The organism is Akkermansia sp. (genome assembly GCF_020860705.1).
Lineage (GTDB): Bacteria > Verrucomicrobiota > Verrucomicrobiia > Verrucomicrobiales > Akkermansiaceae > Akkermansia.
Genome location: NZ_JAJBTT010000001.1, coordinates 171,070 through 197,913, shown reverse-complemented (window position 1 = coordinate 197,913; position 26,844 = coordinate 171,070). Strand labels below are relative to the sequence as shown.

Annotated in this window: 22 protein-coding genes; 14 read left to right on the top strand and 8 right to left on the bottom strand. The window is 56.6% G+C overall.

Annotated features, from left to right (window positions below):
• Positions 1-227 precede the first annotated feature (227 nt).
• From LIO64_RS00835 to LIO64_RS00800, 8 genes are all read left to right on the top strand, one after another.
• Positions 228-1,346, top strand: coding sequence for a sugar-transfer associated ATP-grasp domain-containing protein (locus LIO64_RS00835; RefSeq protein WP_290547557.1), 1,119 nt, complete (start codon positions 228-230; stop codon positions 1,344-1,346).
• Entirely contained in the window at positions 1,340-2,536 is a 1,197-nt protein-coding gene (locus LIO64_RS00830) for a sugar-transfer associated ATP-grasp domain-containing protein (protein WP_290547556.1), read from the top strand. The genes LIO64_RS00835 and LIO64_RS00830 overlap by 7 nt, the downstream gene beginning before the upstream one ends.
• Complete coding sequence (locus LIO64_RS00825) at positions 2,517-3,557, top strand: polysaccharide pyruvyl transferase family protein (RefSeq protein ID WP_290547555.1); 1,041 nt, start codon at positions 2,517-2,519, stop codon at positions 3,555-3,557. Before LIO64_RS00830 ends, LIO64_RS00825 begins: the two co-directional genes overlap by 20 nt.
• Entirely contained in the window at positions 3,554-4,858 is a 1,305-nt protein-coding gene (locus tag LIO64_RS00820; protein ID WP_290547554.1) for a hypothetical protein, read from the top strand. Before LIO64_RS00825 ends, LIO64_RS00820 begins: the two co-directional genes overlap by 4 nt.
• The gene (locus LIO64_RS00815; RefSeq protein WP_290547553.1) at positions 4,770-6,131 is read left to right on the top strand and encodes a sugar-transfer associated ATP-grasp domain-containing protein; all 1,362 of its coding nucleotides are present in this window, start codon (positions 4,770-4,772) and stop codon (positions 6,129-6,131) included. The genes LIO64_RS00820 and LIO64_RS00815 overlap by 89 nt, the downstream gene beginning before the upstream one ends.
• Positions 6,128-7,060: a glycosyltransferase family 25 protein gene (locus LIO64_RS00810; protein ID WP_290547552.1), complete on the top strand. Its 933-nt coding sequence runs from the start codon at positions 6,128-6,130 to the stop codon at positions 7,058-7,060. The genes LIO64_RS00815 and LIO64_RS00810 overlap by 4 nt, the downstream gene beginning before the upstream one ends.
• Before the next feature lie 102 nt (positions 7,061-7,162).
• Positions 7,163-7,720 carry an acyltransferase gene (locus LIO64_RS00805; protein WP_345779555.1) on the top strand — a complete coding sequence of 186 codons (558 nt, stop codon included), beginning with the start codon at positions 7,163-7,165 and terminating at the stop codon, positions 7,718-7,720.
• Positions 7,699-8,388, top strand: coding sequence for an SWIM zinc finger family protein (locus LIO64_RS00800; protein WP_290547551.1), 690 nt, complete (start codon positions 7,699-7,701; stop codon positions 8,386-8,388). The genes LIO64_RS00805 and LIO64_RS00800 overlap by 22 nt, the downstream gene beginning before the upstream one ends.
• A gap of 17 nt (positions 8,389-8,405) precedes the next feature.
• Here the strand turns inward: LIO64_RS00800 and LIO64_RS00795 are convergent, their stop codons facing one another.
• From LIO64_RS00795 to LIO64_RS00785, 3 genes are all read right to left on the bottom strand, one after another.
• Positions 8,406-9,896 (bottom strand): hypothetical protein, encoded by a 1,491-nt coding sequence (locus LIO64_RS00795; RefSeq protein WP_290547550.1) that lies wholly within the window; start codon positions 9,894-9,896, stop codon positions 8,406-8,408.
• Between the two features lie 170 nt (positions 9,897-10,066).
• Positions 10,067-11,356, bottom strand: coding sequence for a phosphopyruvate hydratase (eno, locus tag LIO64_RS00790; protein ID WP_345779553.1), 1,290 nt, complete (start codon positions 11,354-11,356; stop codon positions 10,067-10,069).
• A gap of 155 nt (positions 11,357-11,511) precedes the next feature.
• The gene (locus LIO64_RS00785; RefSeq protein WP_290547549.1) at positions 11,512-12,345 is read right to left on the bottom strand and encodes a deoxyribonuclease IV; all 834 of its coding nucleotides are present in this window, start codon (positions 12,343-12,345) and stop codon (positions 11,512-11,514) included.
• A gap of 151 nt (positions 12,346-12,496) precedes the next feature.
• On the opposite strand from LIO64_RS00785, the gene LIO64_RS00780 reads away from it, so the two are divergent.
• The 3 genes from LIO64_RS00780 to LIO64_RS00770 all read left to right on the top strand — a co-directional run bounded on the left by LIO64_RS00780 (position 12,497) and on the right by LIO64_RS00770 (position 17,871).
• On the top strand, positions 12,497-14,614 hold the full coding sequence (locus LIO64_RS00780; RefSeq protein WP_290547548.1) for an alpha-L-fucosidase: 2,118 nt from the start codon (positions 12,497-12,499) through the stop codon (positions 14,612-14,614).
• 77 nt (positions 14,615-14,691) lie between these two features.
• Positions 14,692-15,747, top strand: coding sequence for an HD domain-containing protein (locus tag LIO64_RS00775; RefSeq protein ID WP_290547547.1), 1,056 nt, complete (start codon positions 14,692-14,694; stop codon positions 15,745-15,747).
• A 12-nt stretch (positions 15,748-15,759) separates the two neighbouring features.
• Positions 15,760-17,871, top strand: a complete 2,112-nt coding sequence (locus LIO64_RS00770) for a ComEC/Rec2 family competence protein (protein ID WP_290547546.1) — start codon at positions 15,760-15,762, stop codon at positions 17,869-17,871.
• Here LIO64_RS00770 and miaB read toward each other — a convergent pair.
• The 4 genes from miaB to LIO64_RS00750 all read right to left on the bottom strand — a co-directional run bounded on the left by miaB (position 17,834) and on the right by LIO64_RS00750 (position 21,818).
• The gene (gene miaB, locus LIO64_RS00765; RefSeq protein ID WP_290547545.1) at positions 17,834-19,210 is read right to left on the bottom strand and encodes a tRNA (N6-isopentenyl adenosine(37)-C2)-methylthiotransferase MiaB; all 1,377 of its coding nucleotides are present in this window, start codon (positions 19,208-19,210) and stop codon (positions 17,834-17,836) included. The two genes, LIO64_RS00770 and miaB, sit on opposite strands and share 38 nt — an antisense overlap.
• 8 nt (positions 19,211-19,218) lie before the next feature.
• Positions 19,219-20,442: a class I SAM-dependent RNA methyltransferase gene (locus tag LIO64_RS00760; protein ID WP_290547544.1), complete on the bottom strand. Its 1,224-nt coding sequence runs from the start codon at positions 20,440-20,442 to the stop codon at positions 19,219-19,221.
• Positions 20,443-20,456: 14 nt separating this feature from the next.
• Positions 20,457-20,774 (bottom strand): hypothetical protein, encoded by a 318-nt coding sequence (locus LIO64_RS00755; protein ID WP_290547543.1) that lies wholly within the window; start codon positions 20,772-20,774, stop codon positions 20,457-20,459.
• Between the two features lie 114 nt (positions 20,775-20,888).
• Positions 20,889-21,818, bottom strand: a complete 930-nt coding sequence (locus tag LIO64_RS00750; protein ID WP_290547542.1) for a DUF3750 domain-containing protein — start codon at positions 21,816-21,818, stop codon at positions 20,889-20,891.
• Between the two features lie 91 nt (positions 21,819-21,909).
• On the opposite strand from LIO64_RS00750, the gene LIO64_RS00745 reads away from it, so the two are divergent.
• Positions 21,910-22,464: a thioredoxin family protein gene (locus LIO64_RS00745; RefSeq protein ID WP_290547541.1), complete on the top strand. Its 555-nt coding sequence runs from the start codon at positions 21,910-21,912 to the stop codon at positions 22,462-22,464.
• Between the two features lie 85 nt (positions 22,465-22,549).
• Here the strand turns inward: LIO64_RS00745 and LIO64_RS00740 are convergent, their stop codons facing one another.
• A complete protein-coding gene (locus LIO64_RS00740) occupies positions 22,550-24,019 on the bottom strand; it encodes a hypothetical protein (protein WP_290547540.1) in 1,470 nt (489 codons plus the stop codon).
• 155 nt (positions 24,020-24,174) lie between these two features.
• On the opposite strand from LIO64_RS00740, the gene LIO64_RS00735 reads away from it, so the two are divergent.
• Entirely contained in the window at positions 24,175-24,447 is a 273-nt protein-coding gene (locus tag LIO64_RS00735) for an HU family DNA-binding protein (RefSeq protein WP_290547539.1), read from the top strand.
• 130 nt (positions 24,448-24,577) lie between these two features.
• Positions 24,578-26,713 (top strand): alpha-galactosidase, encoded by a 2,136-nt coding sequence (locus LIO64_RS00730; RefSeq protein ID WP_290547538.1) that lies wholly within the window; start codon positions 24,578-24,580, stop codon positions 26,711-26,713.
• The last annotated feature ends 131 nt before the right edge of the window (positions 26,714-26,844 follow it).

Here is a 26,844-nt window from a genome sequence, read left to right as displayed (position 1 = left end):
TGCTGGTTTCCATTTCCTGAATGGCTGTTTCAGTATATCTGTTGATATTCGGGAATGTTTTGATGGAATCGAGGATATGATCATGAACTGGCAATTTCTTTAATTATTCCAGTGGGTTGACAATCTGTTTTTCTATTAGATTTACTGTGAAAAAATCGGGGAAAAGGGAAATATGTCCAGAAACGGGTTGGCATGGGGTATTTCAGGAGCTTTCCAGAAAGTTTCGCATGGAGCGGAAGCGATGGAGGGCATACGGAAAGTGCTGGCAGACTGAGAATTATATACGTCATGTCAATTCCCTTTATCCGGCGGACCAGGTCAAGTCCGGCGACGAGGTACTGGCCGAATTTAGGAAAATCATCAGGGAAAGGAATGCTTTGCCCTTCCGTGATATTGTACCGGACTATTTTAGAATAGGCTTGAATTACAAAAATAGGAAGCTTGAAGATTTTGTACTTTGGAATGAATGGGATTCTACTCGAAGGAAATTGGATCGCTTGGTCACTCATGAAATAGATATTCTACTCATTAAACCGAAACAGTACTTTTTTTTTACTCGTCATGGTATTCCCATGCCGAAACGTCTGGGTATTCTTGTGAGGGGAGAGACGCAACCCCTAGTGATTAGAGGCAATAATGAAAAGGAGCTGCTTGCAGAAGCCTTGAACAGGTACGGAATAGGGCTGTTCAGCAAACCTTATGATACTTGTGGGGGATTTTGTTGCATGAAAATTCTCCCTGGGGATGCCAGTGGGTGTTTGGTAAACGGACAGTACCGGAGTTGGTTGGAACTGAATGGTTGTTTGCAAGGGCTTCCCCCCTTGTTGATTGAACAGGTGGTGACTCAGCACGAGAGAATATCTGCTTTTCATACGCAAAGTATTAACACGCTGCGTCTTTGGACTATGAGAGACAATAGGGGGAAAGTTTGTTTTTTGGATGGCATCATCAGAATAGGGGTTGGCCGTTCCTGCACGGACAATGCCAAAACTGGGGGACTTTGCGTAGGGTTGGATCATGAGGGCGTGATGGGTGACTGGGGCTGTTGTGTTTACAAAATTCCTTCCCTGATTATGGACAGACATCCGGATAGTGGCCTGATATTTAAGGGAACTAAAATACCCTGCTTTCAGGAGGCCGTAGAGCTGATTATCCGGGCGCACGAATGTTTTTCAAAACATGTATTTGCCATTGCTTGGGATGTGGCGGTTACGCAGGAAGGCCCTCTGATTATTGAGTCTAATCCCCATGGAGGTACTGCCACCATGCAGCGTATGCATGGCGGCTGGATGTTTGTTTACAGAAAATTACAGGAACAATTATTAAAAACTAAATCCGCATGCTAACCAGAAAACAAAAACAATCGAAGACACCTGGAGAAAGACCTTTAAAAACGTCGTTGCGTAAAAAAATTACAGATACCTGGCGTTTGTATGGCAAAGATCGTGTAAAAATATGTGCGCTCTTAGATAAATGCGACCCGAATGATATCAAATCAGAAGAAGAAGTCTTGGCAGATATCAAAAAAATTATCTGGGAGTATGATGGCAATCTGAAACATCTGAAAAAAGAGTATTTTGATGAGCACCTTCATTCTAAAGGAAGAAATGTAAATGAATTTTGCACTTGGGATGAATGGGTTCGATGGAATTTAATTCTGGCTCAGGCTTCCGGCGAAATGGCTAGAATATTGCTCGATAAGAATCGTGCCAGACAGTATTTGAGCGATCGCTCCATTCCTGTATCAATGAGTTTTGGTGAAGCTGTCTGGAAACAGGATGTTCCTGTATGCCGTCTTACAGGGGGAGAAATGAAAAAGTTGAGCGATTTACTGGCTTCGGCAAAGGATTTGTTCTTAAAACCTATAGACTCATATCAGGGGAAGGGGTGCATGAAACTTCAGGCAACTGATACAGAGGAGGGATGTTTGGTAGATGGTTATTTCACAAAATGGGAAGAGCTAAAGGACAGATTTGAGGATGGTCCGCTGATTGTAGAGGAATTGGTACGGGGGCATTCTCGGCTGTCTGCTTTCCACTCTTCTTCTCTGAATACTCTGCGTATAGTAACCATGTACACTCCCGGAGGAAAAATAGAGGTGCTTTTCTCATTATTCAGAATGGGAGCCGGAAGTTCAAGTATTGATAACTGGTGCTCCGGAGGGTTATGTGTAAAAATTAATTCTGATGGTACACTGGCAAATGAGGGCTTTTTTGAGGATTTAAGTAAAGGGGGGTGTAAATGCCATCCTGACACTGGAATCCCGTTTGCCGGTTTTCAGGTTCCGTTCTATAAGGAATCCATAGAGCTTGCATTAAAAGCACATCATAACTGCCCGCAGATGTTCAGTGTTGGCTGGGATATTGCCGTTACTGAGAAGGGACCTCTGGTTCAGGAAGGTAATGTGCACTGGGCATTGTTTCAGCCCATTCATGGAGGGTTACGTCCATTGTTGAATTGCTGGCTGCGTCCCAATGCTTTGGCTGTCATGAATAATCAACCTCGACCGTGGGATCATGAAGCCCCCGTGCATTAACAGAAGTTGCGGTACGTTCCCTTACACGGTTCCGGATAGTATTTACGAATGCCTGACGGGCCTGGAACATTTCATTTACTATCCCAATCCTGGAAATTTGGGGGACGAGTTGATTGCCGCCTCTACCGTGACTCTTTTTGACCGGATCGGGCTAAGCTATGAGGTCTATAAAAAGGGGAAAGATTATGGGAATTCCTATACGCTGGTGTATGGCGGAGGGGGAGGACTGGTGTCTGAGTGGAATTGGCATGAGGTGATGGAGTCTGTCTTTTCTGCCCCCGGATTGGTGCGTTGCGTGATTTTACCCCACAGCATACGCGGGTGCAGGAGCCTTTTGCAGATAATGGATGAAAGGTTTACGGTCTTTTGCCGGGAGTCCCGCAGTTTGGAATATTGCAGGAAGTTTAATCAAAAAGCGTGTTTTCTGCTAGCGGACGATATGGCCTTTTATTTTTCTCCTCTCCTGTTGCCCTCCTGGGAGTCTTTGGCTGAAAGGTGTGCGGAACCGGGTATCCTGCTCCGATTGTTCTCCAGAGTGAATCTGGTCAGAGGGAGGGCGGCCGATCTCTGCCGTTTTTACCGCAAGACGCGCCGTCGTCTGGTTAGGCATCTTTCTTCCCGCGTTCAGCTGCTGGAAGACGGGCGTCGTGCGGGCTGGTTTATAAGGAGGGACCAGGAAAGGAATGAAGCCTTCATCCCATCCCTTACTCCGGATTCCAGCATGGACGTTTCCCGTTATGGGGGAGGAGACTGCCGCTGGCACGACTACAATATGATGGGTGTTTATATGCTGTTGCATGCCGTTAATGCCGTGGACATAGTGATCACGGATCGTTTGCATGTTTCCATAGCTGCGGCCATGGCAGGCAGAGAGGTGATTATGATTGATAACTCCTATGGAAAGATTTCCGGTGTTTATGCGCAGTCCATGAAGCAGCTTCCCCATGTGAGTTTTTGCAGGAATAGGGAGGAGTTTTCCCGTCAGCTGAGGAGGAACAACATGCCCGTGCCTAATCCATGAACGGAGAAATTGAGATAGGAGAACCCCGGATGATGGCGGACGGCGGTGTGGAACTTTCCGCCTGCCTTCGGACAGGCGGGAAACACTGGAAACAATATCTGAGGGTGAGGGGAGATTCACTTCATCCTGAAGGGCTGGACAATAGCGGGGATGTATGGACGGTGCTGTTTCTTCATAAAATGATGGAATACGGAGGCCATTACAAGGTACGTGGAACGGTGTCCGCCTCCCTGCTTCCGGGATTGGACCGCTATGTAAGAGCATGGGTTAATTTGCAGCCTGCAAGGTATAATGCCGTAACTCTTGAGCCGGATACAGTGGAAGACGACAGAGGAAGAGTACTACGACCCGAATGTCTGGCCTGTTTTTCAGGTGGTCTGGATGCCTGTTTTACCGCTTTTCGTCACGCACGAGTGATGGCGGGGCCCCAGAATCAGCAGCTGAATGCGTGTCTGATGGTAAGGGGGGCCGATATCCGCAAGGATTATGAGGCTGATTGGAAGGAAGCTTCCCGCATGGCCAGGGAGTTGACGGATGATTTGGGGATACCCCGGTTTTATACGGTGGAGACGAATTTCCGCGATATGCACTGCGCTTACGGCATGTCCTACTTTTCCATGCTGGTGGCATGCATGAGAATATTTGACAGGGACTACGGGCATTTGATGCTGGGAAGTGATAATTGTTTCAGTTATTTCCACCTGGCCAGCGGTAACAATCCGGTGACGAATCATTTCCTGTCCTCCCACGGAGTAGAGGTTATTACGGACGGCGCCGAGTATACCCGTACGGAAAAAGCAGCTGTTGTAGCGCAGTGGCCACTGGCTTTGCAGAAGCTCCGCGTATGTTATCAGGGTAAGGATTTGTCCTGCAATTGCGGAACATGTGGAAAATGCAGAAGGACACGGCTGAATTTTCTTGCAGTAGGGGTGAAGGAGCTGCCCTGCATGCCTCCATTGCAGAATGAGGATGAGCTGCTTGATTTCATGATGACACCTGTAGAGCAATTGGAAATTTCCCTGTTGCTGGAATATCTGGATGCCCATCCGCTGAGACCGGTTCCTGTCTGGGAGTCCCGTTTGCGAGCCATGATGGGCAGCCCCGCCGTCGCCATGCCTGAAAAGAAATGCTGGTTTTCTCGTTTTGCGTACTGGTGCAGGAAAACGATTGCGTGCGTAGGTGGGAAGAAACGTTGTAACCGTCGGGGCAAGCGTGGCCACAGAAGCAGCCGTGAGCCTTCATCCTTCATACGTGTCAGCCGTGAAGGGGAATCCAGCTTTTCTTCTGAGGAGCGGCATTAATTTTATTTCTGAAAAGATTGAGATGATGGAAAAAAATGTCCTATTGCCATTTCCATTGGAAGTTGATGTTCCATTGCCTGAAGCGACTCTTTCCGAGCGGTTGTGGATGACTCGCAAGAAAATGTCCGGGCATCTCAAGTTAAAGCGCAGTCTGGCACGGATATATGAACTGTATGAGGCTACAAAGCATGAGGATTCCAAGCCGTTCAGACAAGTGGTGCGTGAGTTGCACTGCTGGGTTTCTTCCGGGAAGGCATTTCCCGTGCGGATGCTCATCAATTATTATTTCCAGTTTCGGCTACAATATAAGGGAGCGGATTCATCCGGTTATGTTTTTGAGTCGGAATGGCTCAAATATGCCCAACCTCTTTTGCGATATGCAGGAAACGAATGTGCAGTGTTAAATAACAAGGATAGCGCATGGCATGCATTTGTCCGGCAGGGATTGTCCGTACCGCGCCGCTTTGGCTTCCTAGGAGTGGAGAATGGGATTCCTCTGGTCAGGACTGCAGGTCAATCCGAAGTTATTCCGCTGAGTCAGTTTCTCCGGGATCGCTGTCCCCGCATTTTCGTTAAACCTGCTGGCGGAATGAAAGGGGAAAGTGCATTCCTTGTGGAATGGGTAGATGATGAAAGATGCCGCGTCAGTGGAAATATCATGCGTGTTGATGAATTTTCCAGTCTGATCACTCCTCCCCTCCTGGTAGAAGAGGCCGTGCGGCAGCATCCGGCCATAGCCGCCCTTCATCCGGAATCCCTTAACACCCTGCGATTGGTAACCATGCGTGGAGCCGACGGACGTAGCCGATATATAGCGGGCATGCAACGCATGGGAATAAAAGAGATGCATTTGGACAATCTTTCCCAGGGCGGCTTGGCGGTGGGAATTGATCCGGCAGGGATTCTACGGAAATGGGGATATACGGAGGATCCTCGGAAAAAAGGCGTTTCCTCCCATCCCGATACCGGGATTGTTTTTAAAGGGCGCCGAATTCCTTTTTGGCGGGAGACTGTGGATTTGGCCTGCCGCGCCCATGAGGGTTTCCCCTGTATTCATAATGTGGGGTGGGACATAGCCGTCACAGCTGAAGGGCCGGTATTGATTGAGGCCAATTGCTCGTATGGGATGCTTGAAATACAATTGATTGACCATGGGTTGAGGGGGGCATTTGAAACAATACTGAGGCCGGCCGCCCTAGCCGTGATGCAGAGGGGGAGGTCAGATAACAGGTTGATGTTCATTAACCGCATATTCAGGAGAACATTTTTATGAACGACCACGATCAATCCTGCCGTTTCATGTTTTTGGAAAAAATAGATGCCGTACTGGTAATCAATCTGGATGAAAATTCGGAAAGATGGAGCAGCATGTTAGCGCAGCTTAAAAGAGCAGGGCTGGACGGGAAAATGCACCGCATTCAGGCTGTCCGGGGAACGGAACTGCACGGTTATTTGGAAAAGCCCTGGTTTACAGCCAGAACGGGGGAGCGGGCCAGAATCTGGGCAGGAGTGGCGGGGTGCGTTTTGTCTCATGCCAGAGCGCTGAAATACGCCCTGGAGCACAAGGACTGGAACGTGATTCTGGTGCTGGAGGATGATGCCATGCTCAAACTGTCCAAATGGGAAAGTCTGGGAAGCCAGCTGGCTGATTTTATGGAAAAGGATCAAACATGGGAATTGATCTACCCCGGGTACAGTACATCGCCTCTTATCGCTGGGGAAACGGCCTGGTTTAATATTTTTCATTGTTCCGGAGTTCAGGGAACCTTTTCCATGCTCCTGCACAGGAGAAGCTGGGAAAAACTGCTCAAGAAGTTGCCGGAGGAAAAAAATATCTGGTCTTGGATAGCCGGGAACCGAGCCATGGATTATTGGTTAAAAAGTCGGATAACGCCTTTTTCGCCAGTTTATTACATTACCCCGGCATTAGTAGATCATCCAGATGGGAAATTTTCGGAAATTACGGGAAAACCAACGGTAATGCCGGAAAAAAGTCCTGCGCGGCAGCTGGGGGAAGATGCATGGCGGAGAAAATACAACCGGATTCGCCGCATCCTGGCACGGGGAAGAATACGATGGGATGGCGCAAGCCGTTATATCCGAACCAGAATACGCGGATTTTCAGGTGGCAGGGACTCTGTAGAGAAGCCTTTGGAGAATTGGGGAGATGCGTTTGATCAAGGCCACTCCCGCATAAAATAAAAATGAAAAGAGAGAAATGAATTCAGCCCATCAACAGAATAAGAGCGATTCGGTTCATGGAGAGTATTTTCCCCATATCGACGGAATTCGTGCTTTGGCGGTATTACCTGTTCTCCTGTATCATTTATCAAGCAGCTTCTGCCGGGGGGATATGCGGGAGTAGACGTTTTTTTCGTGATTTCCGGGTATTTGATCATAGGCGGCATTGTCCGGGACTTGTCTTCCGGTTCATTCTCCTTTGCCTCTTTTTATTACCGCCGGGCAAAACGTATTATTCCAGCTTACTTCATCATGATTTCCGCCACATTGCTGGTGGGAGTTCTATGGTATTCAGACCGCCCGTTTTATGATTTGGGATCCGCTGTGTTGAGAAGTTTCTTTTTTGCCGCCAATCATTATTTTTACAAATTCACGTCAGGCTATTTTGCCCAATCCGGAGAAAGCCATCCTTTATTAAACATATGGTCCTTAAGCGTGGAAGAACAATTTTATATTATCATTTCCCTGATGATATGGACGGTGTGGAAACTGGAAAAAAAGGATGGTCTTTACGGTGCTTGCATGCATGGCGGGAATGGTAGGATGCTTTTTTCCCGTGCCAGGCAGGCGAGGGAATGCTATATCATTCTTCCGTGTGCATGGATGATGAAATGCCCCTGAAGCGGGCGGATTTGCGGAAACGCGCGGAAGAAAAGGCGGAGGAACTGGCGGCGGAGGGAATGGAGCTGCATCCCGTGACGGCTTCCGGGCGCAGCCTGGCGAAAAAGTTCTGGGGAAAAGAGTGGATGAAGAGTCTGGGAGCATGCGAGGTGTACGGCATGCGGCTGGCTCCGGGGCGTACGTATTTGCGTTATGGCTGTGTGCTGGACGTGAAAGCAGTTCCCGGCCGCATCGACGCCCTGGTGATGGGCGAGCATTTGTATGAGGTGCGCGTGGAGGCGGACCCGCCGGATGAAGAGACGCTGGCCCGGCTGCGTGCGCGGTGCGCCGGGCGTATCGGTTCCTGGATTGACCTGCTGAAGGGGAATTTGTCTCCGGAATTGCTGGAAATCCTGTGTGACCCGGAAGGCGGCCTGTTTCCCAGGCCGGAGGAGTGGCGTTTTTCCTGTTCGTGCCCGGATTGGGCGGATTTATGCAAGCATGCGGCGGCGGTTTTGTACGCTTTTGGCGTGATGCTGGACGAGCAGCCGGAATTGTTGTTCCTGCTGAGGGGGCTGGAAGCTTCCGCCCTGATTCCGTCTGCGCCTGTTTCTTCTCCTGACGGGGAGGATTCCCTGGGCGGGGATGCTAATTCCCTTTCCGGGATCTTCGGAATCAGGCTGGATTGATTCCTGCCGCCATGAGGTTATGGCCTTGTTCCGGTTTTGAACAGCCACGGGGGGAGGGGATACCCGTCTTTTTTCATGAATTGGCGGCAGGTCGGTTCTTCCGGGCAGTCAAGCGTTCCTTCCTCATCTGTCTGCCGGTGCTCCTGCATGATGCCTGCCCGGGTGGAGAACGTGCCCGCTTTTTCCATCATGCATTTCAGGGATGGAATGGCTGTCCATGCAAGATAAAGAATCAGAATGGCCCGGAAGCGCATGCCTCCCTGGCGGAAGGCGTCGAAAAAGAGCAGGGAGAGGAAGGGATAGAGGACGGCAGGGGCTTTAAAGAGAAGTTCATTGTTCATGATGCCCGTGCGGAAGAAAAGGCTGCATGCCATCATCCCCAGCGTGATGTAGTACCATGGCCGCTTGCGGCACGCCGGAAAGAGCAGCGCCCCCGGCAGCAGGACGCCCAGAACCAGCGCCGCCAGGAAGCTGGCGTATTTGACGGAACCGGAATGGAGCAGGAGCCTATGCTCCCCGTAATGATAGATTTCTCCATACCGCTCTGCAAACAGGCAGGAGAGGCGGCCCCCTCCGTCCAGATGGGCGTAAAAGACGGCCATGACTGCCGTGCACAGAACGGCAATCCAGAAAACCGGCTGGGATAAAAGTGTTCGGAAGAGGGAGAGCGGCCCTTTCCCCGTGGAACGGTGGCGGAAGAGGGTTTCATACACCATGTACGGAAGGAGCAGGAGAGCTCCCAGGGGGGAAGACGGCAGCAGCAATGCTCCCATGAAGTAATAGCCAGCGGCAGGCAGGGAACGGGTCAGGATGAACACGGCGCACAACAGAGCCGGAACGGCGTGGTTGAACGTATTGAATATTTGAGCGGGCATGCCGATGAACAGGACCATCTGGGCATTGTAATCCGGGAACAGGGAGGAAAGGGGCATTCCCAGGATGTCCAGGGCCGGGGCAGGAGACCCCAGGCAGAAAAGAATCAATGTCCACCAGCCCGTTTTGCGGACGCCCCAGCGGGAGGCTGCCGCCAGCAGCGCCAGTTCCAGCCCCAGGAAGGTCCACAGGGCCAGCAGCCAGGGAGCCCATGACGCCGGACAGGGGGAGGCGGCCAGCGCGGGAGGCAGCCAGTGGCCCAGATAGTAGATAAAATGGCGGCCGTCCGGCATGACGAGGGGCCAGGCTCCTGCCGTAAGCCGTTCGTAGACGGCATTGCGGATCACAAAGTCCGCATGCTGCTGGCAATGGGCCGTGAAGCCGCACAGCAGCACCAGCAGCAGGCAGAACAGGGTCAGGAAAGCAAGAACGGCCAGTCCGCGCCCTTTCAGCGGGAGCCTCCGCTCCGGGAGATTCCGGGCGCAGGCGTACAGCCCGTATCCCAGGGCGGCGCAGAGGGGTACGGAGAAGGCGGGATGCAGCCATCCCCACAGGAAGAGGCCCACGGGAAGCGCCAGGTACAGCAGGCCCGCGCACAGTAAAGGGCGTGTGGGCAGGGAAAGGCCGGGAGACATGGCGCGGGACGGGAATGGAGTTTTTGGCAATGCGGAATCTGAAAGGCCAGCATTGCATATTTTGTCCCAAAGAAAAGGATGCAATTGCCCCGGGACATGAAAAATCCCCGGCCGCCGGGAGGGAGGCTCGGGGATTTGGGGTTGCTTGATACCAGTTCCGGCAGAAAGGGTCAGAAGAGGCCGAATCCGTTGCCGTAGCGCGCGGATTCTCCCAGTTCCTCTTCAATCCGGAGAAGGCGGTTGTATTTGGCCATGCGGTCGGAGCGGCTCAGGGAGCCGGTCTTGATCTGGCCGGCATTGGTTCCTACGGCAATGTCCGCAATGGTGGCGTCTTCCGTTTCCCCGGAGCGGTGGGAAATGACGGCGGTATAGCGGTTGCCCATGGCCAGTTCCACGGCGTCCAGCGTTTCCGTCAGGGAGCCGATCTGGTTCACCTTCACCAGAATGGAGTTGGCGACGCCGAGATGGATGCCCTTCCTCAGGAATTCCACGTTGGTGACAAAGAGGTCGTCTCCCACGAGCTGGGTGTTCCTCCCCAGTTTTTCCGTCAGGGTTTTCCATCCGTCCCAGTCGTTTTCCGCACAGCCGTCTTCAATGGAGACGATGGGATACTTCTTCTTCAGTTCCACGTAATAATCCGTCAGTTCTTCAGCGGTTCTGCGGCTGCCGTCGGATTTTTTGAAAACGTACAGGCCGGATTCCGGATCGTAGAATTCGGAGGAAGCCACGTCCAGGGCGATGGAGATGTCCTCCCCGAACCGGTAACCGGCCTTGTCCACGGCCTGGGCGATGCAGTCCAGGGCGTCTTCCGCAGAGTTCAGCCTGGGGGCGAAGCCGCCTTCATCGCCCACGGCGGTGGAAAGGCCGCGGTCATGCAGGACGGATTTCAATGCATGAAAGACTTCCGCTCCGTAACGCAGGGCTTCCCGGAAGGTGGGAGCCCCCGCCGGAACGATCATGAATTCCTGGAAGTCGATAGGGGCGTCGGAATGGGCGCCGCCATTGATGATGTTCATCATGGGAACGGGCAGAACCTTGGCGTTCGGACCGCCCAGGTAGCGGTACAGGGGCTGTTGCAGCTGGGCCGCCGCCGCCTTTGCCAGAGCCAGGGAAACGCCCAGAATGGCGTTGGCTCCCAGTTTGGCCTTGTTGAAGGTGCCGTCCAGGGAGCGCATGAGCGCGTCCGCCGTGGTCTGTTCCGTCGCTTCCAGGCCGATCAGGGCCGGAGCGATGATGTTGCGGATGTTGTCCACCGCCTTGGTGACGCCTTTGCCCTGGTAGCGGGTTATGTCGCCGTCCCTGAGTTCACAGGCTTCATGTTCCCCGGTGGAAGCTCCGCTGGGGACGGCCGCCGTGCCTGCGGCTCCGCCTTCCAGGTAAACGTCCGCTTCAATGGTGGGGTTGCCGCGTGAATCCAGGATTTCACGCCCTGTTATTTTTGCGATGCGCATTTCTTTCATAAAAACCGGATGGTCTCTGCCGTGAATGGCAGATATTGGAATTAGTTTAAACTAATTTATGGGTCTTGTGTATCCCGTATCCGGTGCTGATGCAAGCTTTTTTCCACTCGGAGCATCCCCGTTAGGTCCGGGGAGCGTACGCCGGGAGGGAGGAGTCAGCCGCGGTAATGTTTTTTCAACCAGGCTATTTCCTCGCCGTGTCCGGCATTGTCCCGGGGCGTTTCCAGGAAGAAGGGCAATTCCCGCAGAACGGGGTGGTTGATGATATTGATGAAGGCCTGTTCCCCCAGAGATCCCTTGCCGATGGTTTCATGGCGGTCCTTGAAGGAGGAGAAAGGCGTCATGCTGTCGTTCAGGTGGATGGCGCGCAGGCGTTCCAGTCCCAGCACAGCGTCAAATTGCTCCAGCACGGCGTCCAGCTGCGTGACGATGTCATACCCGGCGGAATAAACGTGGCAGGTGTCCAGGCAGACGCCCAGCTTGTCGTTCAGGTCCACCCGTTCCATGACGGCCGCCAGTTCCTCAAAGGTTCTGCCGATTTCGCTTCCCTTGCCGGACATGGTTTCCAGCAGGACGGTGGTCTTTTGCTCCGGAGTGAGCACGTCGTTCAATTGAGCCGCCACCAGCTCTATGCCCTGCTCCACTCCCTGCCCCACATGGCTGCCCGGATGAAAGTTGTAAAGATGGCCCGGCAGGTGTTCCATGAGCGCCAGGTCTTCCCGGAGGACCTGGGCGGCGAAGCGCGTGACCTTGGGATCTGCGGAGCAGGGGTTCAGCGTGTAGGGAGCGTGCGCCAGCAGCGTGCCGAAGCCGTTCTCTCCGGCAAGTTTCAGAAAACGGGCGATGTCCGGTTCGTCAATGGCTTTGGCCTTGCTTCCGCGCGGGTTGCGCGTGAAGAACTGGAAGGTGTTGGCTCCGATGGAAAGGGCTGTCTTGCCCATGGCTTCATAACCTTTTGCGGAGGAGAGATGGCATCCGATATGTAACATGGCGGTAGCTCCGGAATGGAGGGGAGGAACTTTAGCATGCCGTGAGGGAAAAGAGAGCCTAAAAGGCTGTGCATGACTTTATCGGAAAGAAAGAGCCTTCCGGAAACGTAGATGAACGCACATGAAGAGGGATCCGTATTTGATTATTTCCATGAGAAAATTAAGTCGGCTGGTTCCGGCGGCGGTGCTGGGGCTTTCCTTGTTTGCCGCAAGTAACGGGGAAGCCGGGATAAAAGGCGCGCTGACGCCGTTGAAACCTGTCCCTTCCCGAGGGCAGCTGGCATGGCACGATATGGAGATGTACGCCTTTGTCCATTTCACGATCAATACGTTTACCGGAAAGGAATGGGGCTATGGCGACGAAAAGCCGGAGCTGTTCAACCCTTCCGATTTTGATGCGGAGGATCTCGTCAAAACGCTGGCGGACGCCGGGTTCAAGGGAGTGGTACTGACCTGCAAGCACCATGACGGGTTCTGCCTGTGGCCCACCAGGACGACGAAGCACAGCGTTGCCTCCTCCCCCTGGAAGCAGGGAAAGGGGGATGTGGTGAAGGACGTCTCCCGCGCATGCAGGAAATACGGCCTCAGGTTCGGCGTTTACCTTTCACCCTGGGACCGCAATGCTTCCTCATACGGTTCTCCGGAATATATCCGGATGTACCGTGAACAATTGAAGGAACTTTCCACCGGATACGGTCCGCTTTTTCTGGCCTGGTTTGACGGAGCGAACGGCGGGGACGGCTATTACGGGGGCTCCCGGGAAAAGCGGTCCATTGACAGGAGCACGTATTACCAGTGGAAAACGACGTGGGGGGAATTGAAGAAACGCCAGCCGAACGTAGTAATTTTCTCCGATGTGGGCCCGGATGCCCGCTGGGTGGGGAATGAAAGCGGTTATGCAGGCTATCCCTGCTGGGCCACGTATACCCCCGTTCCTCTTCAAGCCGGTACGGAACCCGCGCCCGGCACCGTGCGCTACCAGTTGGGCACGGAGGGCACGGTGGACGGGAAATACTGGATTCCCGCGGAAGTGGACGTTTCCATCCGTCCGGGCTGGTTCTGGCATGAGCATGAGAATGCCCGTGTGCGAACGCCTGAAAATCTCCTGAAACTGTATTTTGACAGCGTAGGAAGGGGCGCCAATCTGAACCTGAACGTGCCGCCGGACCGCCGCGGCCGCATTCATGAAGAGGATAAAAAGTCCCTGGCGGGATTCCGTGCGCTGCTGAATGAACTGTATTCCCGCAATTTTGCTGCCGGTGCGCGTGCTGGTTCTTCCTCCTCATGGAAGGGGCACGGCGCGGAACAAGTCCTTGACCGGAAGCGGGCGACCTACTGGGCGGCTGCGCCGGGAGATAAAAATCCCAGTCTTGTGTTGAAGCTGCCGGAGCCTGCCGCGTTTGACGTTATCCGGCTGGCGGAGCCCATCCAGCTGGGGCAGAGAGTGCGCCGGTTCCGTGTGGACGTGCGTGAAAACGGCCAGTTTGTCAAATGGCTGGAAGGTTCCAGCATAGGAGCCCGGGTTCTCTTGAAAGGCAGGCCCGTGACGACGGATGAGGTGCGGGTGGTGGTGGAAGAGTCCAGGGACATTCCGGCCCTGTGCGAGGTTTCCCTGTGGAAGTACCCTGTCATTTTGAATGCTCCGTCCGTGAATTATGACCGCGACGGCCGGGTCACCTTGGCGTCTGCGGATGGCGTCGTGACCAGATACACCACGGACGGAACCGAACCCGGCCCGCAGTCTGCCGTGTACAGGGAACCTTTCCTTCTTCCTGCGGGAGGAACGGTGAAGGCGGTGGGGGAATACCGCGGGAAAACGTCTGCCGTGACCACGCAGGTCATTCCCGTCCCCACGCGGGACTGGAAGGTGATGGCCGGGGAAAGGGGCGCCGCCGCTCCGGAACTGGCCATTGACGGCAACCCCTCCACCCTCTGGCATACGCATGCCGCCGGGGGAGAGATCGCCCCGCCCCAGGCGCTGGAAATCGACATGGGGCGTCCGGTCAACGTTTCCGCCGTGATCTATACGCCCCGCAGGGATTCCGCCCGGGGGACGATTGACCAGTACGCCGTTTACCTCAGCCCGGACGGTAAAAATTGGGGAACTCCTGCCGCCGAGGGGGAATTTTCCAATATCCGCGCCAATCCCGTTCCGCAGAGGATTGATCTGAAAGCTCCCGTGAAAGCCCGTTACCTGCGTTTTGTCGGCAAGCGGGTGGTGGAAGGCAGCCATGTTGTTGTTGCCGAACTGGGCGTGTTGGAAAAATAAACGTTTTCCTTTTTTTAATATCAGGATTATCCGGCGTTTTCTTGACGGATGGAAGGAAGCGGGGCAAGATGACACCTATGGAACAAGTCAGTCTCATGGAATTGGGCAAACTGGCCGCAGAGGGCCAGGTGGAAGCGGAAGTTTTTGCCCAGATCGCCCAGTGTGCGCAGAAGATGACCAAGAGCAACAAGCCGTATCTGGACGTGTCTTTTGCCGATGCGGAAGGGACGATGGGGCTGAAGGTGTGGGAGGACAAACCCTGGTTCCGGACGCTGGCATCCCTGCCTCTCCGCAGCTTCGTGAGCCTGCGCGGCCAGTGGACCAAAGGGGGCTTCGGAATGGAAGCTTCCGACCTGGACGTGCGTTTGCTGGATGAACAGGAAAAGGAAAGCTTCCTGGCCGGTTCCGGAACCTTGAAAAAGAAGCAGGAGGCGGATTTAAAGGAGATTTGCCTTCTGATCAAGGGCATGAACGATCCGCGCATCCGCGCCTTGTGCATTGAATTCATCGAGCAGTTCGGGGAACGCCTCCAGCGCGCCGCCGCCGCCCGCACCTACCACCATGCCCGCCGCGGCGGTCTGGTGGAGCACGTCGCGGGGATGATGCGCACGGCTTCCGCCGTCTGCCAGGCGAATCCGGAGCTGAACCGTGATCTTCTGCTGGCCGGCTGCCTGTTCCATGACTGCGGGAAGCTGTGGGAAAACTGCTACCCGAAGGAGGATTTCACGATGCCTTATTCGGAGGCCGGAGAATTGCTGGGCCATATTCCGCTGGGCATCGAACTGGTCAACAATTTATGGAAGCGCATCATGGTTCTTCCGGAAGCGGATTCCTGGAAGACGCTGGACCCTCCCTCCCCGGACGTGCGCATGCACCTGCTGCACCTGATCGCCTCCCACCACGGGGAACTGGCCTTCGGTTCTCCCGTGTTCCCGAAGACGCCGGAAGCGGTAGCCCTGCATTACATTGACAATCTGGATGCCAAGCTGGAGATGTTCCGCGGCGCCTATGAGACGAGCGAGGCTCTGGCGCCCAAGGTGCTCCAGCGCAAGGCACCCCTACCTGCCAACGTCGTGCTTCCTTTGCCTTCCGTTCTTCCCCTGGAACCGGACGGCGCGGATGCCATGCCGTAAGTTTTCCTCTTCATGGAGAAGGACCGGAATCCGTTGCGTCCGTGGCCGGAACGGCTGCTGGGCGCCGCTCCTCTGCTGGCTCCGGCTCTCGCCATGCTGGGCGCCTGCGCGGCGGTGGAGGTTTCCCCCTGGTTCTGGGCTTTCTGCCTCTGCTGGGTGTTGCTGCCGTGCCTGTTCCGGACTCCTTCCATGAGCCTGCTGGCTGTCGCCCTGGCGGGGTGGTCCGCCATGTATCTGCTGGCGTATGACCGTGAATACGGGAATATTACCGTGGAGGAGGGGAGGTCCGTTACGGTGGAAGGGACCGTGGACGCCGTTTCCGGAAAGTCCGTTCTGTTCCGTCCGGACGGTTCCAGGTGGTCTTATACGGTTTCCTCCCGCGAAGGGGCATGCCCGCTGGCGGTGGGGGAACGGTACCGGATTAAGGGAGAAACGTATCCGCTTCAATCCCCGTGCGGCCCCGGCATGTTTGACCGGGAACGATGGGGGCGCCTGCACGGCATTGCCGCCGGGATCCGGCTGGATGAAGCCTGCGGACTGGGACCGGGTGACCGACAGGGCCGCCTCCGGGCGTTTTCCCTGCTGCTCCGGGAGGGCGCGGCCTGCCTGCTGAGGGAAGGCGCGCCTTCTGGTGATGAGGCCCGGCAGGTGATGGTTTCCGCCGTGCTGGGAGACAAGACGGATGCACGGCCGGAAATGATGGAGAAGTTTTTGGAGAGCGGCTGCATGCACGTGTTCGCCGTCAGCGGCATGCATGTGGGCGTGGCGGCCCTGTTGGTTCTGGGGATGCTGAGATTGCTGCGCGTCCGTCCCCCGGTGGCGCGGCTGATCTGCCTGCCTTTGCTGGCGCTGTACGTGTTTATAACCGGGATGTCTGCGTCCGCCCTGCGGGCCTTCATCATGGCGGCGGTCTGGCTGCTGGCGTTCGTGCTGCGCCGGAAGGGGCATCCGGCCAATATTCTGGCGCTGGCCTTCATCATTTTGTGCCTTGCGGATCCGCTCCAGGTTTTCCAACCTGGCTTCCAGCTCTCCTTCTGCGTTTTTGCCGTGATTATCTGCATGGCAGGATGGGTCAACCGGGAAAAGCCCCTGTGGTCTCCGGACCCGTTTATCCCGCCCCGGATTTACAACATGCGGGAAAGAGGGCTGGCGCGTCTGGAAAAAGCGTGCCGTGGCGCATTGCTCGTCTCCATGGGGGCGTGGCTGATGTCCATTCCCCTGACGGCATGGCACTTCGGCACCTGGAACCTGTATGCCCCCCTGACCAATCTGTGTTTGAGCGTGCTCGTTTTTCCGCTCATGGGCGTCTCCCTGTTCGGGCTGATGTTTGCGTGGTGTCCGTGGATGCTGTGCGCCTGCAATACGGCGGCTTCCTGGCTGGCCTCCGTCATGCTGGCGGTGGCAGGAGGCGTGGTTTCCCTGCCGTGCAGCTATCTTCCTTCCGCACCTCCTGCCGCAGAAAATGAAGCCGTCATCGTTCCGTTACAGAAAGACGCCTGGACCGTAGTCATTTCCAATCCAGCTCTGGTGGTGGGATCCGGAACGGAAAACGCGGTACAATACACCCTTCTTCCCGTGCTGAAGGCGCGCAGCATCCGGCCTTCCGGCGTGCTGGCTTCCGGAAACGGCAGGGCGGAGCGCGCCGGAGTGGAAGCACTGGTGAAAGAATATCCCGGAATCCGGAACTGGGGCGTCGCGGACGCGGAATGTTCCGTCCGGCAATGGCGGTTTGGTCCGGGAAATGAACTTGTTTGGGAAAATATTCCTGAACCACTCCGCACGGGCATTAGGCAGGACCGGAACCGGGCGCTGTTGTGGAGATGCCGGGGACGGCTTGTTCTGATGATAGGGAATACCGGATTTTCCTCTCTGGCGCGGGCGGAAGAAACGCCGCGGGCGGATGTGCTGGTCATCGGGCATCATCCGCGCGATCCGGTAAACAGCGCCGCCTGGATCAGGGCCACGGGCGCCCGCGCGGTCATATTCACTACGGAACATGAATGTCCCGTGCCGGAGGGAGCGACCGTGTACCGTCTCCCGGAAACCGGTACCTTGTATTTGAAGATGGAAGAGGACGGCGTACAAATTACCCCCTGGAAGGGCATGGAACGCCGTACAGGGTGAACCCCGTGCTTTCCTCAATGCGGATAGGCAGAAGCTGTCCCGCCAGATCCGGCGCGGCGTCCACCATCACGGGCTTGTTCTGGGAAGTGCGGCCGGAGAGGCGCGCTTCATTGGTTTTGGAAGGGCCTTCCAGCAGGACCTCCTGCACCGTACCCACCAGTTCCCGGTTTTTCCGGATGGCTATTTCATTGACCACGGCCAGCAAATCCTGATTGCGCGCTTCCTTCACTTCCTCCGGAATCTGTTCCTCCATGACGGCGGCGGGAGTGCCGCGGCGAGGGGAGTAGCGGAAGATGAAGGCGTTGTCAAACTGGACCTGTTCCACGGCCTGCCGGGTCAGCAGGTAGTCTTCCTCCGTCTCTCCGGGAAAGCCCACGATGATATCCGTCGTGATGGACAAATCCGGGCGCGCCTGCTTCATCTGCGCGCAGAGGTCCAGATAGGTTTCATTCCTGTACGGCCTGCGCATCATCTTCAGGATGCGGTCGCTTCCGCTCTGCATGGGGAAATGGATGTGGCTGCACAGCTTGGGAAGGTAGGTGAAGGCCTGCACCAGATCCTGCCGGAAGCCGATGGGATGGGGGGAGACGAAGCGGATGCGCCGCAGGCCTTCCACTTCATGCACGGCTTCCAACAGCTGGACGAAGCCGCCCTTGCCGTCCACCGTATCCATCTGCCTGCCGTACCGGTTGACGATCTGGCCCAGCAGGGTGACTTCCTTCACGCCCGCGTCCACCAGCATGTTCACCTCCTCCACGATGTCCCGGATGGGGCGGCTGCGTTCCGTGCCGCGGGTGTAGGGGACGATGCAGTAGGCGCACTTCATTTCACACCCCTGCATGATGGAGACGTATGCCGTGGAGCGCGCGCCCGGATTCAGGTGGTCCCGGATACGGTTCTGGGAGTCCGCTTCTTCCGCTACGTCACACACGTGCGTGCCGGAAAAGGCGCTTTGCAGTTCATCCATGCGGCGTTCCTGGCGCGCCTTCAGAATGCCGTCCACATGCTCGAACACGCGGTGGTACTTCTGTGTGCCGATCACCAGGTCCAAGCGCGGGAGCTCCTTGAACAAGGCATCCTTTTTGCTCTGGGCCATGCAGCCCATCATGCCGTAGACCACATGCGGGCGGTGCTGCTGCTGTTTGGCCAGCAGCCCCATTTTGCCCAGAGCCTTCTGTTCCGCCTGTTCGCGGATGGAGCAGGAATTAAACAGAATCACGTCCGCCTCATCTTCGCGGTCCGTCAGGGTGTAACCCTTCTGGACGAACATGCGGGCCACCTGCTCGGAGTCCCGTTCGTTCATCTGGCAGCCGTAGGTTTTAATGTAAAGCTTGGGCATGGAGAAAATCAGATCTTCTTTTTTAACGTGACCACGCATTCCAGATGCTTGGTCTGGGGGAAGAGGTCAAAGGGCTGTACGGCGGTGACGGCGTACCCGGCCTTGTCAAATTCCGCCAGGTCCCTGATCTGGGTGGCGGGATTGCAGGAAACATAAACGACCTTGCCGGGACCGAAGGCGAACAACTGGGTCAGGAACTCCATGCTGCATCCCTTCCGGGGCGGGTCAATCACGACAGCGGTCTTTGCCGCGGGAAAGTCAACCTGGGCGAAAATGGCTCCGGCGTCCGCCGCCAGGAATTCCGCGTGTTCGATGCCGTTGCTCCGGGCGTTGCTGCGCGCCCAGTCCGCGGAAGTCTCGCTGACTTCCACACCCAGCACCTTTTTGAACTGATGGGCCAGGCTCAGGGCGAACAGGCCGGAGCCGCAATAGGCGTCTACCAGGAACTCCTCCCCGTCCATGCCGGCCTGCTGTGCTACGTAATCCGTAAAAAGGGGAAGAATAAAGGGATTGTTCTGGAAAAAGTCACCGGCCAGGAAATGGAATTCCAGCTCGCCCACATGTTCGCAGGCCACGGCATTGTTGTTGGTGATGACGGCACCTTCCGAGGCGCGGAGCAGAATGGTCGCGCCGCGCTTGAAGCGGGAAGCCGCCTGGTAAACGCTCTTGCGGGCCATGGGAAGCACTTCGTTGATGCATTCCATGGCAATCGGGCACTGCGGCACGTCCACCACTTCCCTTCTGGAACCTGCCTTCAGGAAGCCGATGGCCGGTTTGCCACCCTCCTTCGGCTTGTCAAAGTGGGGCGTGATCTTGGACCGGTAGTTGTATTGGCGGGGTGAGGCAATGGCCGGGTTCACAGGCAATTCCAGTCCGGCCTGCAGGCGGAGCAGATCCGCCACCTGCCGGGTTTTCCAGAGGAGCTGCCGGTCATAGGAAAAATGCTGGTACTGGCATCCGCCGCAGGTGCCGAACAGGCGGCAGACCGGTTCCACGCGGTCCGCGCTGGGTTGGAGTACTTCCACCAGGTCGGCGGAGGAATAATTCTTGTCATTGCGCCAGACGCGGGCTTTCACGCGGTCCCCCGGCAGGGCAAACGGAACGAACACCACCCAGCCGTCCACGCGGCCGATGCCGTCGCCCGCGTTGGAAAGGGCGTCAATGTCCAGTTCAAGTTCCTGATGGTAGGAAAAAGGTTCCGGGTGGAAGCCTTTGGGAATGGTTGCGGTCATGGCGATGGGGAGGATTATGGTGCGGTGGGAGTGATCAGCTTGCCGTCCAGGTCATACAGCAGGGTCTGCGGCAGCTGGGGGGTGCGCAGTCCGGGCCGGAAATCGCCTGGCAACACGGCCGGCCCCGGAGCGGACTCTTCCTGTTCATCCTCCGAAAGAATGGCCGGTTTCTCCGGCGCGGGAGCCCAGGGCGCCGGGCGGTCCGCTGCGGCGGTTTGTTCCGGCTGAACGGCAGGGGCGGGTTCCTGAGGCGCCGTTTCCTTGTTGGAGGCGCAGGAAGCGGCACAGGCCAACCCGGCAATCAGACAGGAGCGGATCAGGAGCTTTTTCATGGCGCGGATTCTTACAGCTTCATCCGCGCTTGGCAATCGAATTTCCGCTTTATTCCCCTTCTTCCCGTGCATGGAAGAACGGGATAAGGGGAAAAGACTTCCGTAAGGCGCGTCTTAAATGCGTTCGCTCGTTTTCGTCCGCGGATGGCGGAAGTAGGGGATGCGGTGCGCCTGCGCACGTTTCCGGTGCAGGTGGCGGACGATGCGGAAGCAAATGAATGCGACTGCCAGAAGAAGCAGCGTGACGCTCCACCAGTTCCAGCCCACGGGCGCATCCGGCACCCCTATGCGGCCGATCATGGGAAGCTTGAGGGCGGGGCGAAGGAGGTCAAAACCTGCATCCAGACCCATCAGGCTGATTTCCACCCCTTCCGCCAGTCCGAGACTGAATCCGGCGATGCCCCATAAACTGAGGCGGATGCCCGTGCCGCTTTCCGTCCGTCCGGCAATGCCGGCGGGCAGATAATCCTTCCCCACCGCATGAGGAGGAAGTTCCACCGTCAGCTCCGGCACTTCCCTCATCAATGCGGCAGTGAAGGTGTTGCTGTTGGGGCCGGGGATGATCCAGTAAGTACCGGCATGGGGATATTCCTGCGCCGTGCGGCTGATGGCGGGAATGGCTTTTTCCGCCGCTTTTCCGCGCAGTTCCTGAATTAATTCCGGTTCCGCGCCAAACCATTTGCGGTCCGGAATATCCCGGGCGATGGAAACGCTGGTTCCCGTGGACGGAAGCTGGTAGCCCATGACCTGGTAAACGGTGTAAAAGTCGGCGTTCTTTTCCTTCACGGCTATCCACGTATGCACGGCGAAATATTTGCGCCAGCCGAAGGCCCGTGCCGCATACACCTGCACGACGGCTTCCGGCTCTTCCCCGGGAAGAGGAGCCAGGCCGCTGCTGCTACGGTCCGCCTTTTTCCAATCTTCCGCGGGATGGAAATAAATCAGTGCTCCGCACAGGAGCAGGAACGCCATGAACAGCCAGAAAATGAGGCGCCATTTATTCCGTGAAGGGTGCCTGCGGTTATAGGGGTTGGAATGGCGCATGGCGAATGTATATACCTTGAACTGCAAATGATGGCAATGGCGGAATCTTGAAGTTTGACTTCCCCTCCGCGCGGCTTATGATCACCGGGGTATGAGCAGGTTTGCCGTTTTCATGTTTTGCGCCGCCGTCATGACTGCCGTGACGGTCCCCGTTTCCGCCATGGTGAAGCAGCAACCGCCCGTTCCCGCCGTGAATGAATCGGGCAGTCCCGTTTTTGACCAGCTGCGCCATGAAGCCATTGAAAAAAAGGTTCCCCTCGTCATCTATCTGACAGGTTCTTCCTGGTGCGTGTATTGCAACATCTTTACGAAAAAGCATATCAAGGAGCCTGCTTTTAAGAAGGCCTCCGGCAAAAAATTCATCTTCTGGATGGTGGATACCAAGCAGGCTCCGGGAAGGACGCCGGGTTCCTTTGTCTTCCAATTCGTTCCGGAAGAAGCGGGCAACGTAGTGGGATGCATAGGTTCCAAAGCCCCCTATGTTGTTTTCGGGCCTCCCGCCGTCATCATTCTGGACCCTGTTTCCGGAAAAATGATTAAGAAAATGGTGAGCCAGGGGGATATGGACAAGGAAGGCAAACCCCTGCCCGCAGTCATTGAGGATTGCTGGAAGAAATTCCGGGAGGAAGGGCAAAAGGCCTCCTGAGGATCAGGCCTTTTCCTCTTTGAAGAACAATCCGGAGGTGCGGGATCCTTTCCCGGTTTCTTTTCCTGCAACTGCTTTCTTTCCGCTAAAAACGGTAAATAAAACGCAGCCATGGGTGCGGCGTGCCGGAATAATAGGGATACCACCGGTGCTCGGGGTGGTACATGGCGGAACCCCATGCATCCTGCCGGCGCGCCCGGGGAGCATGGGTAAGCAGCCGCCATTCCCTGCATGGAAAGGAAGAAGAATCCGTGCTTGAGGCGGACGGCACCAGGAAGGCCTGGATAGCGCTGGAAGAACAGACGTAATAGGGAATATTGAACCGGGGCGCCAAGCCGAGCGCCAGCAGAAGCCATATCCAGAGCCTGAGGGCAGGATGCCGGGCCCAGCTGAAGGCCAGGAAAGAGAGCAGGCATGCCATCACCGGAACGCTCCCCTTGCAGAGCAGGTCATTGACGTCTCCATTGATGTAAAAGAAGGGGAGTGCGAGGCCGGTTGCCAGCGTGCAGATGAAAAGGGAATTCCTCCGGAAATCCCGCCAGCAGAACAGGCCGTACAGCAGGAAGGAGGTTCCCGCCAGCAGAAAATCCCCCGGGAGCGTGTAAAAGGGCCGCATGCCCATATGGGAGGACGGAGCGTTTACCGCTGCATAATAAAAGAGAAGGCATACTCCCAGAACGACGGCTGCCGGAAAGGAGGGATGGAACAGGATGCGCCAGGGATGCGGCTGTTTTTTCCATTGCAGGAGCCACTGGCATGCGGCCAGGGGCAATCCCCCAACAGCCGCGAGAGGTGAATAGAAGGCCGTAGCCGCAAACAGCAGGGGCATCCAGTTCAGGGGCATGCGGCCCGAAGCCAGGAAGATGAAAAAAAGCATGACGGGAATGGAGGCGTTTGCGCTGCACATGATCTGTTCCGCCGTGCCGAAGTAATGCAGCCTGAGCAGGTCCAGTCCCAGCCAGTACTGGAAATTCAGCAGGGAGCCGAACAGCACCATCAGCAGTGCGAGCAGCAGGGAACGGCGGCCGGAGAAAACACAGAGCCACAGCCACGCCAGGAACAGGCCCCATGCCCCCCACAGCACGACCAGCGCGCGTGCAACCCCCAGCCCCGCCAGTTTGCCTGCCAGGGCCGGAACCAGCCAGAACCCTGTGTTGTAAATCAAAACATCTCCATCCGGAAAAACGACGGGCCACGGACTGGCGACCAATTCACGCAGACAGGCGTTCCGGACAATATGGTCCGGGTGCTGATTGACCCATTCCCCCCACCCGGACAGCACCATCAGGACGAGGAATGCCGCCAGAACGGCAAGGGAAGAGCGCGTAAACAGCGGAAAGGCGGGGAGAGAAGGCTTTTCCGGCAGTTCCTTCCGCCCGGGAGCCGCCAGCCCCGCGAACAGCAGGGCCGTCAGGGGAAGAGCAATGTACCAGTGCATCCATCCTGCCATGAAGACCAGGACAGGCAGTAAAAGCCAGGTGCAGCTATGCCATTTCAGCGCGGTCACGTTGAACGCTTGTTCCGGGCAGGGGGCATCGGAGGCGGGGCAAGGCATTTCTCCGGAACTTTAATAGGCCGTGGAGAGGGTGGCAAGGGTGAAACTTACGGACCGGAATGGAAGGGGACTGCCGTACAGGGGCCGGTGGCAGGAATGCGGACGTTTCGTCTCTGCTTTACCGGAAGAATGGGGTGTTCCATGATGGATGCCTTATGAATAAGACAGAATTCATCCGGGAATTGCAGAAGGAGCTGGGGGACGGCATTACCCCCCGACAGGCGGAACGAGCGCTGGACGCCGTGCTGGACACGATTGCGCAGGCGGTCCGAAGGCGGTCACTGGTCAAATTCCGCGGTTTTGGTTCGTTCAGCATCAAGCGGCGGCGTGCGCGGGTGGTGCGCCATCCGGAAAACGGCAGTAAACTGTTGGTGCATGAATCATGCTCCATGAAATTCCGGCCTTCTTCCTGCCTGTGGAAAAAGTAGTGGAAACGTCCCGCCTCCCCGGTCATTTTGCCATTGACTTCCCTGTCCGGCGCAGGCCTTAATGGACAAGGCAGGTGCGGCCATGCGCCTGCCCGGAAAAAATGACTGACCCCTTTCCCTTTTGCTGACCATGACGCCGGATTCCGTGCATTTGCTGACCCGTTCCTCTCAGATGAGCCTGTTCCGGGATGAACAGGGCCATGTACGCCGGGCCTATTACGGGCCGCGGCTGCGTGAACCGGGGGATGCCCTGGAGGGCGCCGTTGAGGCGCCTCTGCTGTACTCTTCCCTCGCGGATTCCGTGACGGGGCTTCCCAATGCTTCCGATGAATACGGCATTTGCATCACCCAGGCGGACGGAACCCTTTCCCTGCGCCTGGAATGCCTGGGGTGGGAGGTTCTGGCACTGGATGAAGACCGGGAAGAGGCCGTCTTTTATTGTAAAGACCCTTCCTATCCGGTACGGGTGGAAATTCACGTGCGTTCCCACCGGGAATCGGACGCCTTCATGCAGTGGGCGGTGATACGGAACGAGGGAAAAGGAGGCATTCGCATCCACCGCGCGGCGTCCGGGCAACTGAATCTGCGCGCAGGGCGGTACTTCGTCACCAGCTTCCGCGGCACGTGGGGCGGCGAATCCCTGATGAGCGAGGAGGAAATCCAGAGAGGCCACGAACTGTCCCTGCTTTCCGGAACCGGAACCCGCGCCGCGCAGGAGGGAAGCCCCGGCTTCATCATCTCCCTGGACGGTCCGGCGCAGGAAGACTCCGGGGAAGTGATTCTGGGGGCACTGGCATGGTCCGGCAACTACCGGATATGGTTCCGGCACAGTCCGTATCATTACCTCTTTGCCGGAGCGGGGCCGGATGTGGCCCCGGCGTCCTATCTGCTGGATGGCGGCGGAGCATTTGAAACGCCTCCCCTGATTCTGGTGCACAGTGGAAACGGCAAGGGGGAAGCCTCCCGGCGCATCCACCGCTGGGCGCGCCGCTACGGCCTGCGCGGCGGCGGCACGGAACGGCTGACCTTATTGAATTCATGGGAGGGCGTGTACTTTACCTTCACGGAAAAAGTGCTGCACGGCATGATGAAGCGTGCGGCGGATTTGGGAATTGAGCTGTTCGTGCTGGACGACGGCTGGTTCGGCAATCAATTCCCGCGCAATGACGCCCGCGCCGGTCTGGGGGACTGGAAGGTGAACCGTAACAAATTGCCCCATGGGCTGGAAGGCCTGGCCCGGCAGGCGGAAAAGCTGGGAATATGCTTCGGCCTCTGGGTGGAGCCGGAAATGGTGAACCCCCAGTCGGAACTGTATCAGGAGCATCCGGAATGGGTAATAGGCCTTCCGCACCGGGAAAACAGGCTGGAACGCAGCCAGTATCTGCTGGACTTGAGCAACCCGGACGTGCGCCGCTACATCCTCGGCGTGATGCGTGAGCTTCTCGGAAAGCATCCCGGCATTTCCTATGTCAAATGGGACTGCAACCGCAAGATTTCCGATCCCGGCTCCTCCTGGCTGGACGCCTCCCATCAGGGGAACCTGTCCATGGACTATGTCCGCGGCTATGAAATCATTCTGGATACGCTGGCGGCGGAATTCCCGGACGTGGTGTTCCAGGCCTGTTCCTCCGGCGGGGGCCGCGCCGATTATGGAACGATGCGGAGACACCATGAATTCTGGACTTCCGACAATACGGACGCCTGTGAACGCGTATTCATGCAGTGGGGCATCGGGCACCTGTTCCCGGCCATCTCCATGGCTTCCCATGTGACGGCTTCCCCCAACCATCAGACAGGCCGCGCAACGCCCCTCAAATTCCGGTTTGACGTGGCGATGTCCGGCCGCCTGGGTTTTGAACTCCAGCCCTGCGACATGACGGAAGAGGACATGGCTTTTTCCCGCAGGGCGCTGGCGGAATACAAGCGCATCCGCCTCGTGGTCCAGTTCGGGGACCTGTACCGCCTGTCCTCCCCGTATGAAAGCCGGGTGGTGTCCCTGATGTACGTCCATGAAAAAAGGGCCGTCGTCTTCGCGTGGCTGATGGACAAATGGCTGGCTGATTCCCCGCCTCCCCTGCGCCTGAAAGGCCTGGATCCTGACGCCAGATATCTGGTGAGGGAAATCAACATGGATGAAAACGGTCCCGTCACCGGCGCCCATGAACGGGTATTCGGCGGTGATTTTCTGATGAACGCCGGCATCCGCATCCCCTGGAGAAAAGTCTTCCAGTCCGTCTGCATGGAAGTGGTGGAAACAGGCAGCTGAACGGCAGTATATTGATGGGGAAGGAAGGAGGGTTATTTGCCGATAAACCGGAAGGCCCTCGTACATGCCTGTTTCAGTGCATCCCAGGCATGGTGAAACGGCATATGGTATTTTCTTTCCGGATTCATAGG

Coding starts and splice junctions, on each gene's coding strand:
- LIO64_RS00835 (WP_290547557.1), top strand. CDS start 228: ATGGAGCGGAAGCGATGGAGGGCATACGGAAAGTGCTGGCAGACTGAG.
- LIO64_RS00830 (WP_290547556.1), top strand. CDS start 1,340: ATGCTAACCAGAAAACAAAAACAATCGAAGACACCTGGAGAAAGACCT.
- LIO64_RS00825 (WP_290547555.1), top strand. CDS start 2,517: ATGAAGCCCCCGTGCATTAACAGAAGTTGCGGTACGTTCCCTTACACG.
- LIO64_RS00820 (WP_290547554.1), top strand. CDS start 3,554: ATGAACGGAGAAATTGAGATAGGAGAACCCCGGATGATGGCGGACGGC.
- LIO64_RS00810 (WP_290547552.1), top strand. CDS start 6,128: ATGAACGACCACGATCAATCCTGCCGTTTCATGTTTTTGGAAAAAATA.
- LIO64_RS00800 (WP_290547551.1), top strand. CDS start 7,699: ATGGATGATGAAATGCCCCTGAAGCGGGCGGATTTGCGGAAACGCGCG.
- LIO64_RS00795 (WP_290547550.1), bottom strand. CDS start 9,896: ATGTCTCCCGGCCTTTCCCTGCCCACACGCCCTTTACTGTGCGCGGGC.
- eno (WP_345779553.1), bottom strand. CDS start 11,356: ATGAAAGAAATGCGCATCGCAAAAATAACAGGGCGTGAAATCCTGGAT.
- LIO64_RS00785 (WP_290547549.1), bottom strand. CDS start 12,345: ATGTTACATATCGGATGCCATCTCTCCTCCGCAAAAGGTTATGAAGCC.
- LIO64_RS00780 (WP_290547548.1), top strand. CDS start 12,497: ATGAGAAAATTAAGTCGGCTGGTTCCGGCGGCGGTGCTGGGGCTTTCC.
- LIO64_RS00775 (WP_290547547.1), top strand. CDS start 14,692: ATGGAACAAGTCAGTCTCATGGAATTGGGCAAACTGGCCGCAGAGGGC.
- LIO64_RS00770 (WP_290547546.1), top strand. CDS start 15,760: ATGGAGAAGGACCGGAATCCGTTGCGTCCGTGGCCGGAACGGCTGCTG.
- miaB (WP_290547545.1), bottom strand. CDS start 19,210: ATGCCCAAGCTTTACATTAAAACCTACGGCTGCCAGATGAACGAACGG.
- LIO64_RS00760 (WP_290547544.1), bottom strand. CDS start 20,442: ATGACCGCAACCATTCCCAAAGGCTTCCACCCGGAACCTTTTTCCTAC.
- LIO64_RS00755 (WP_290547543.1), bottom strand. CDS start 20,774: ATGAAAAAGCTCCTGATCCGCTCCTGTCTGATTGCCGGGTTGGCCTGT.
- LIO64_RS00750 (WP_290547542.1), bottom strand. CDS start 21,818: ATGCGCCATTCCAACCCCTATAACCGCAGGCACCCTTCACGGAATAAA.
- LIO64_RS00745 (WP_290547541.1), top strand. CDS start 21,910: ATGAGCAGGTTTGCCGTTTTCATGTTTTGCGCCGCCGTCATGACTGCC.
- LIO64_RS00740 (WP_290547540.1), bottom strand. CDS start 24,019: ATGCCTTGCCCCGCCTCCGATGCCCCCTGCCCGGAACAAGCGTTCAAC.
- LIO64_RS00735 (WP_290547539.1), top strand. CDS start 24,175: ATGAATAAGACAGAATTCATCCGGGAATTGCAGAAGGAGCTGGGGGAC.
- LIO64_RS00730 (WP_290547538.1), top strand. CDS start 24,578: ATGACGCCGGATTCCGTGCATTTGCTGACCCGTTCCTCTCAGATGAGC.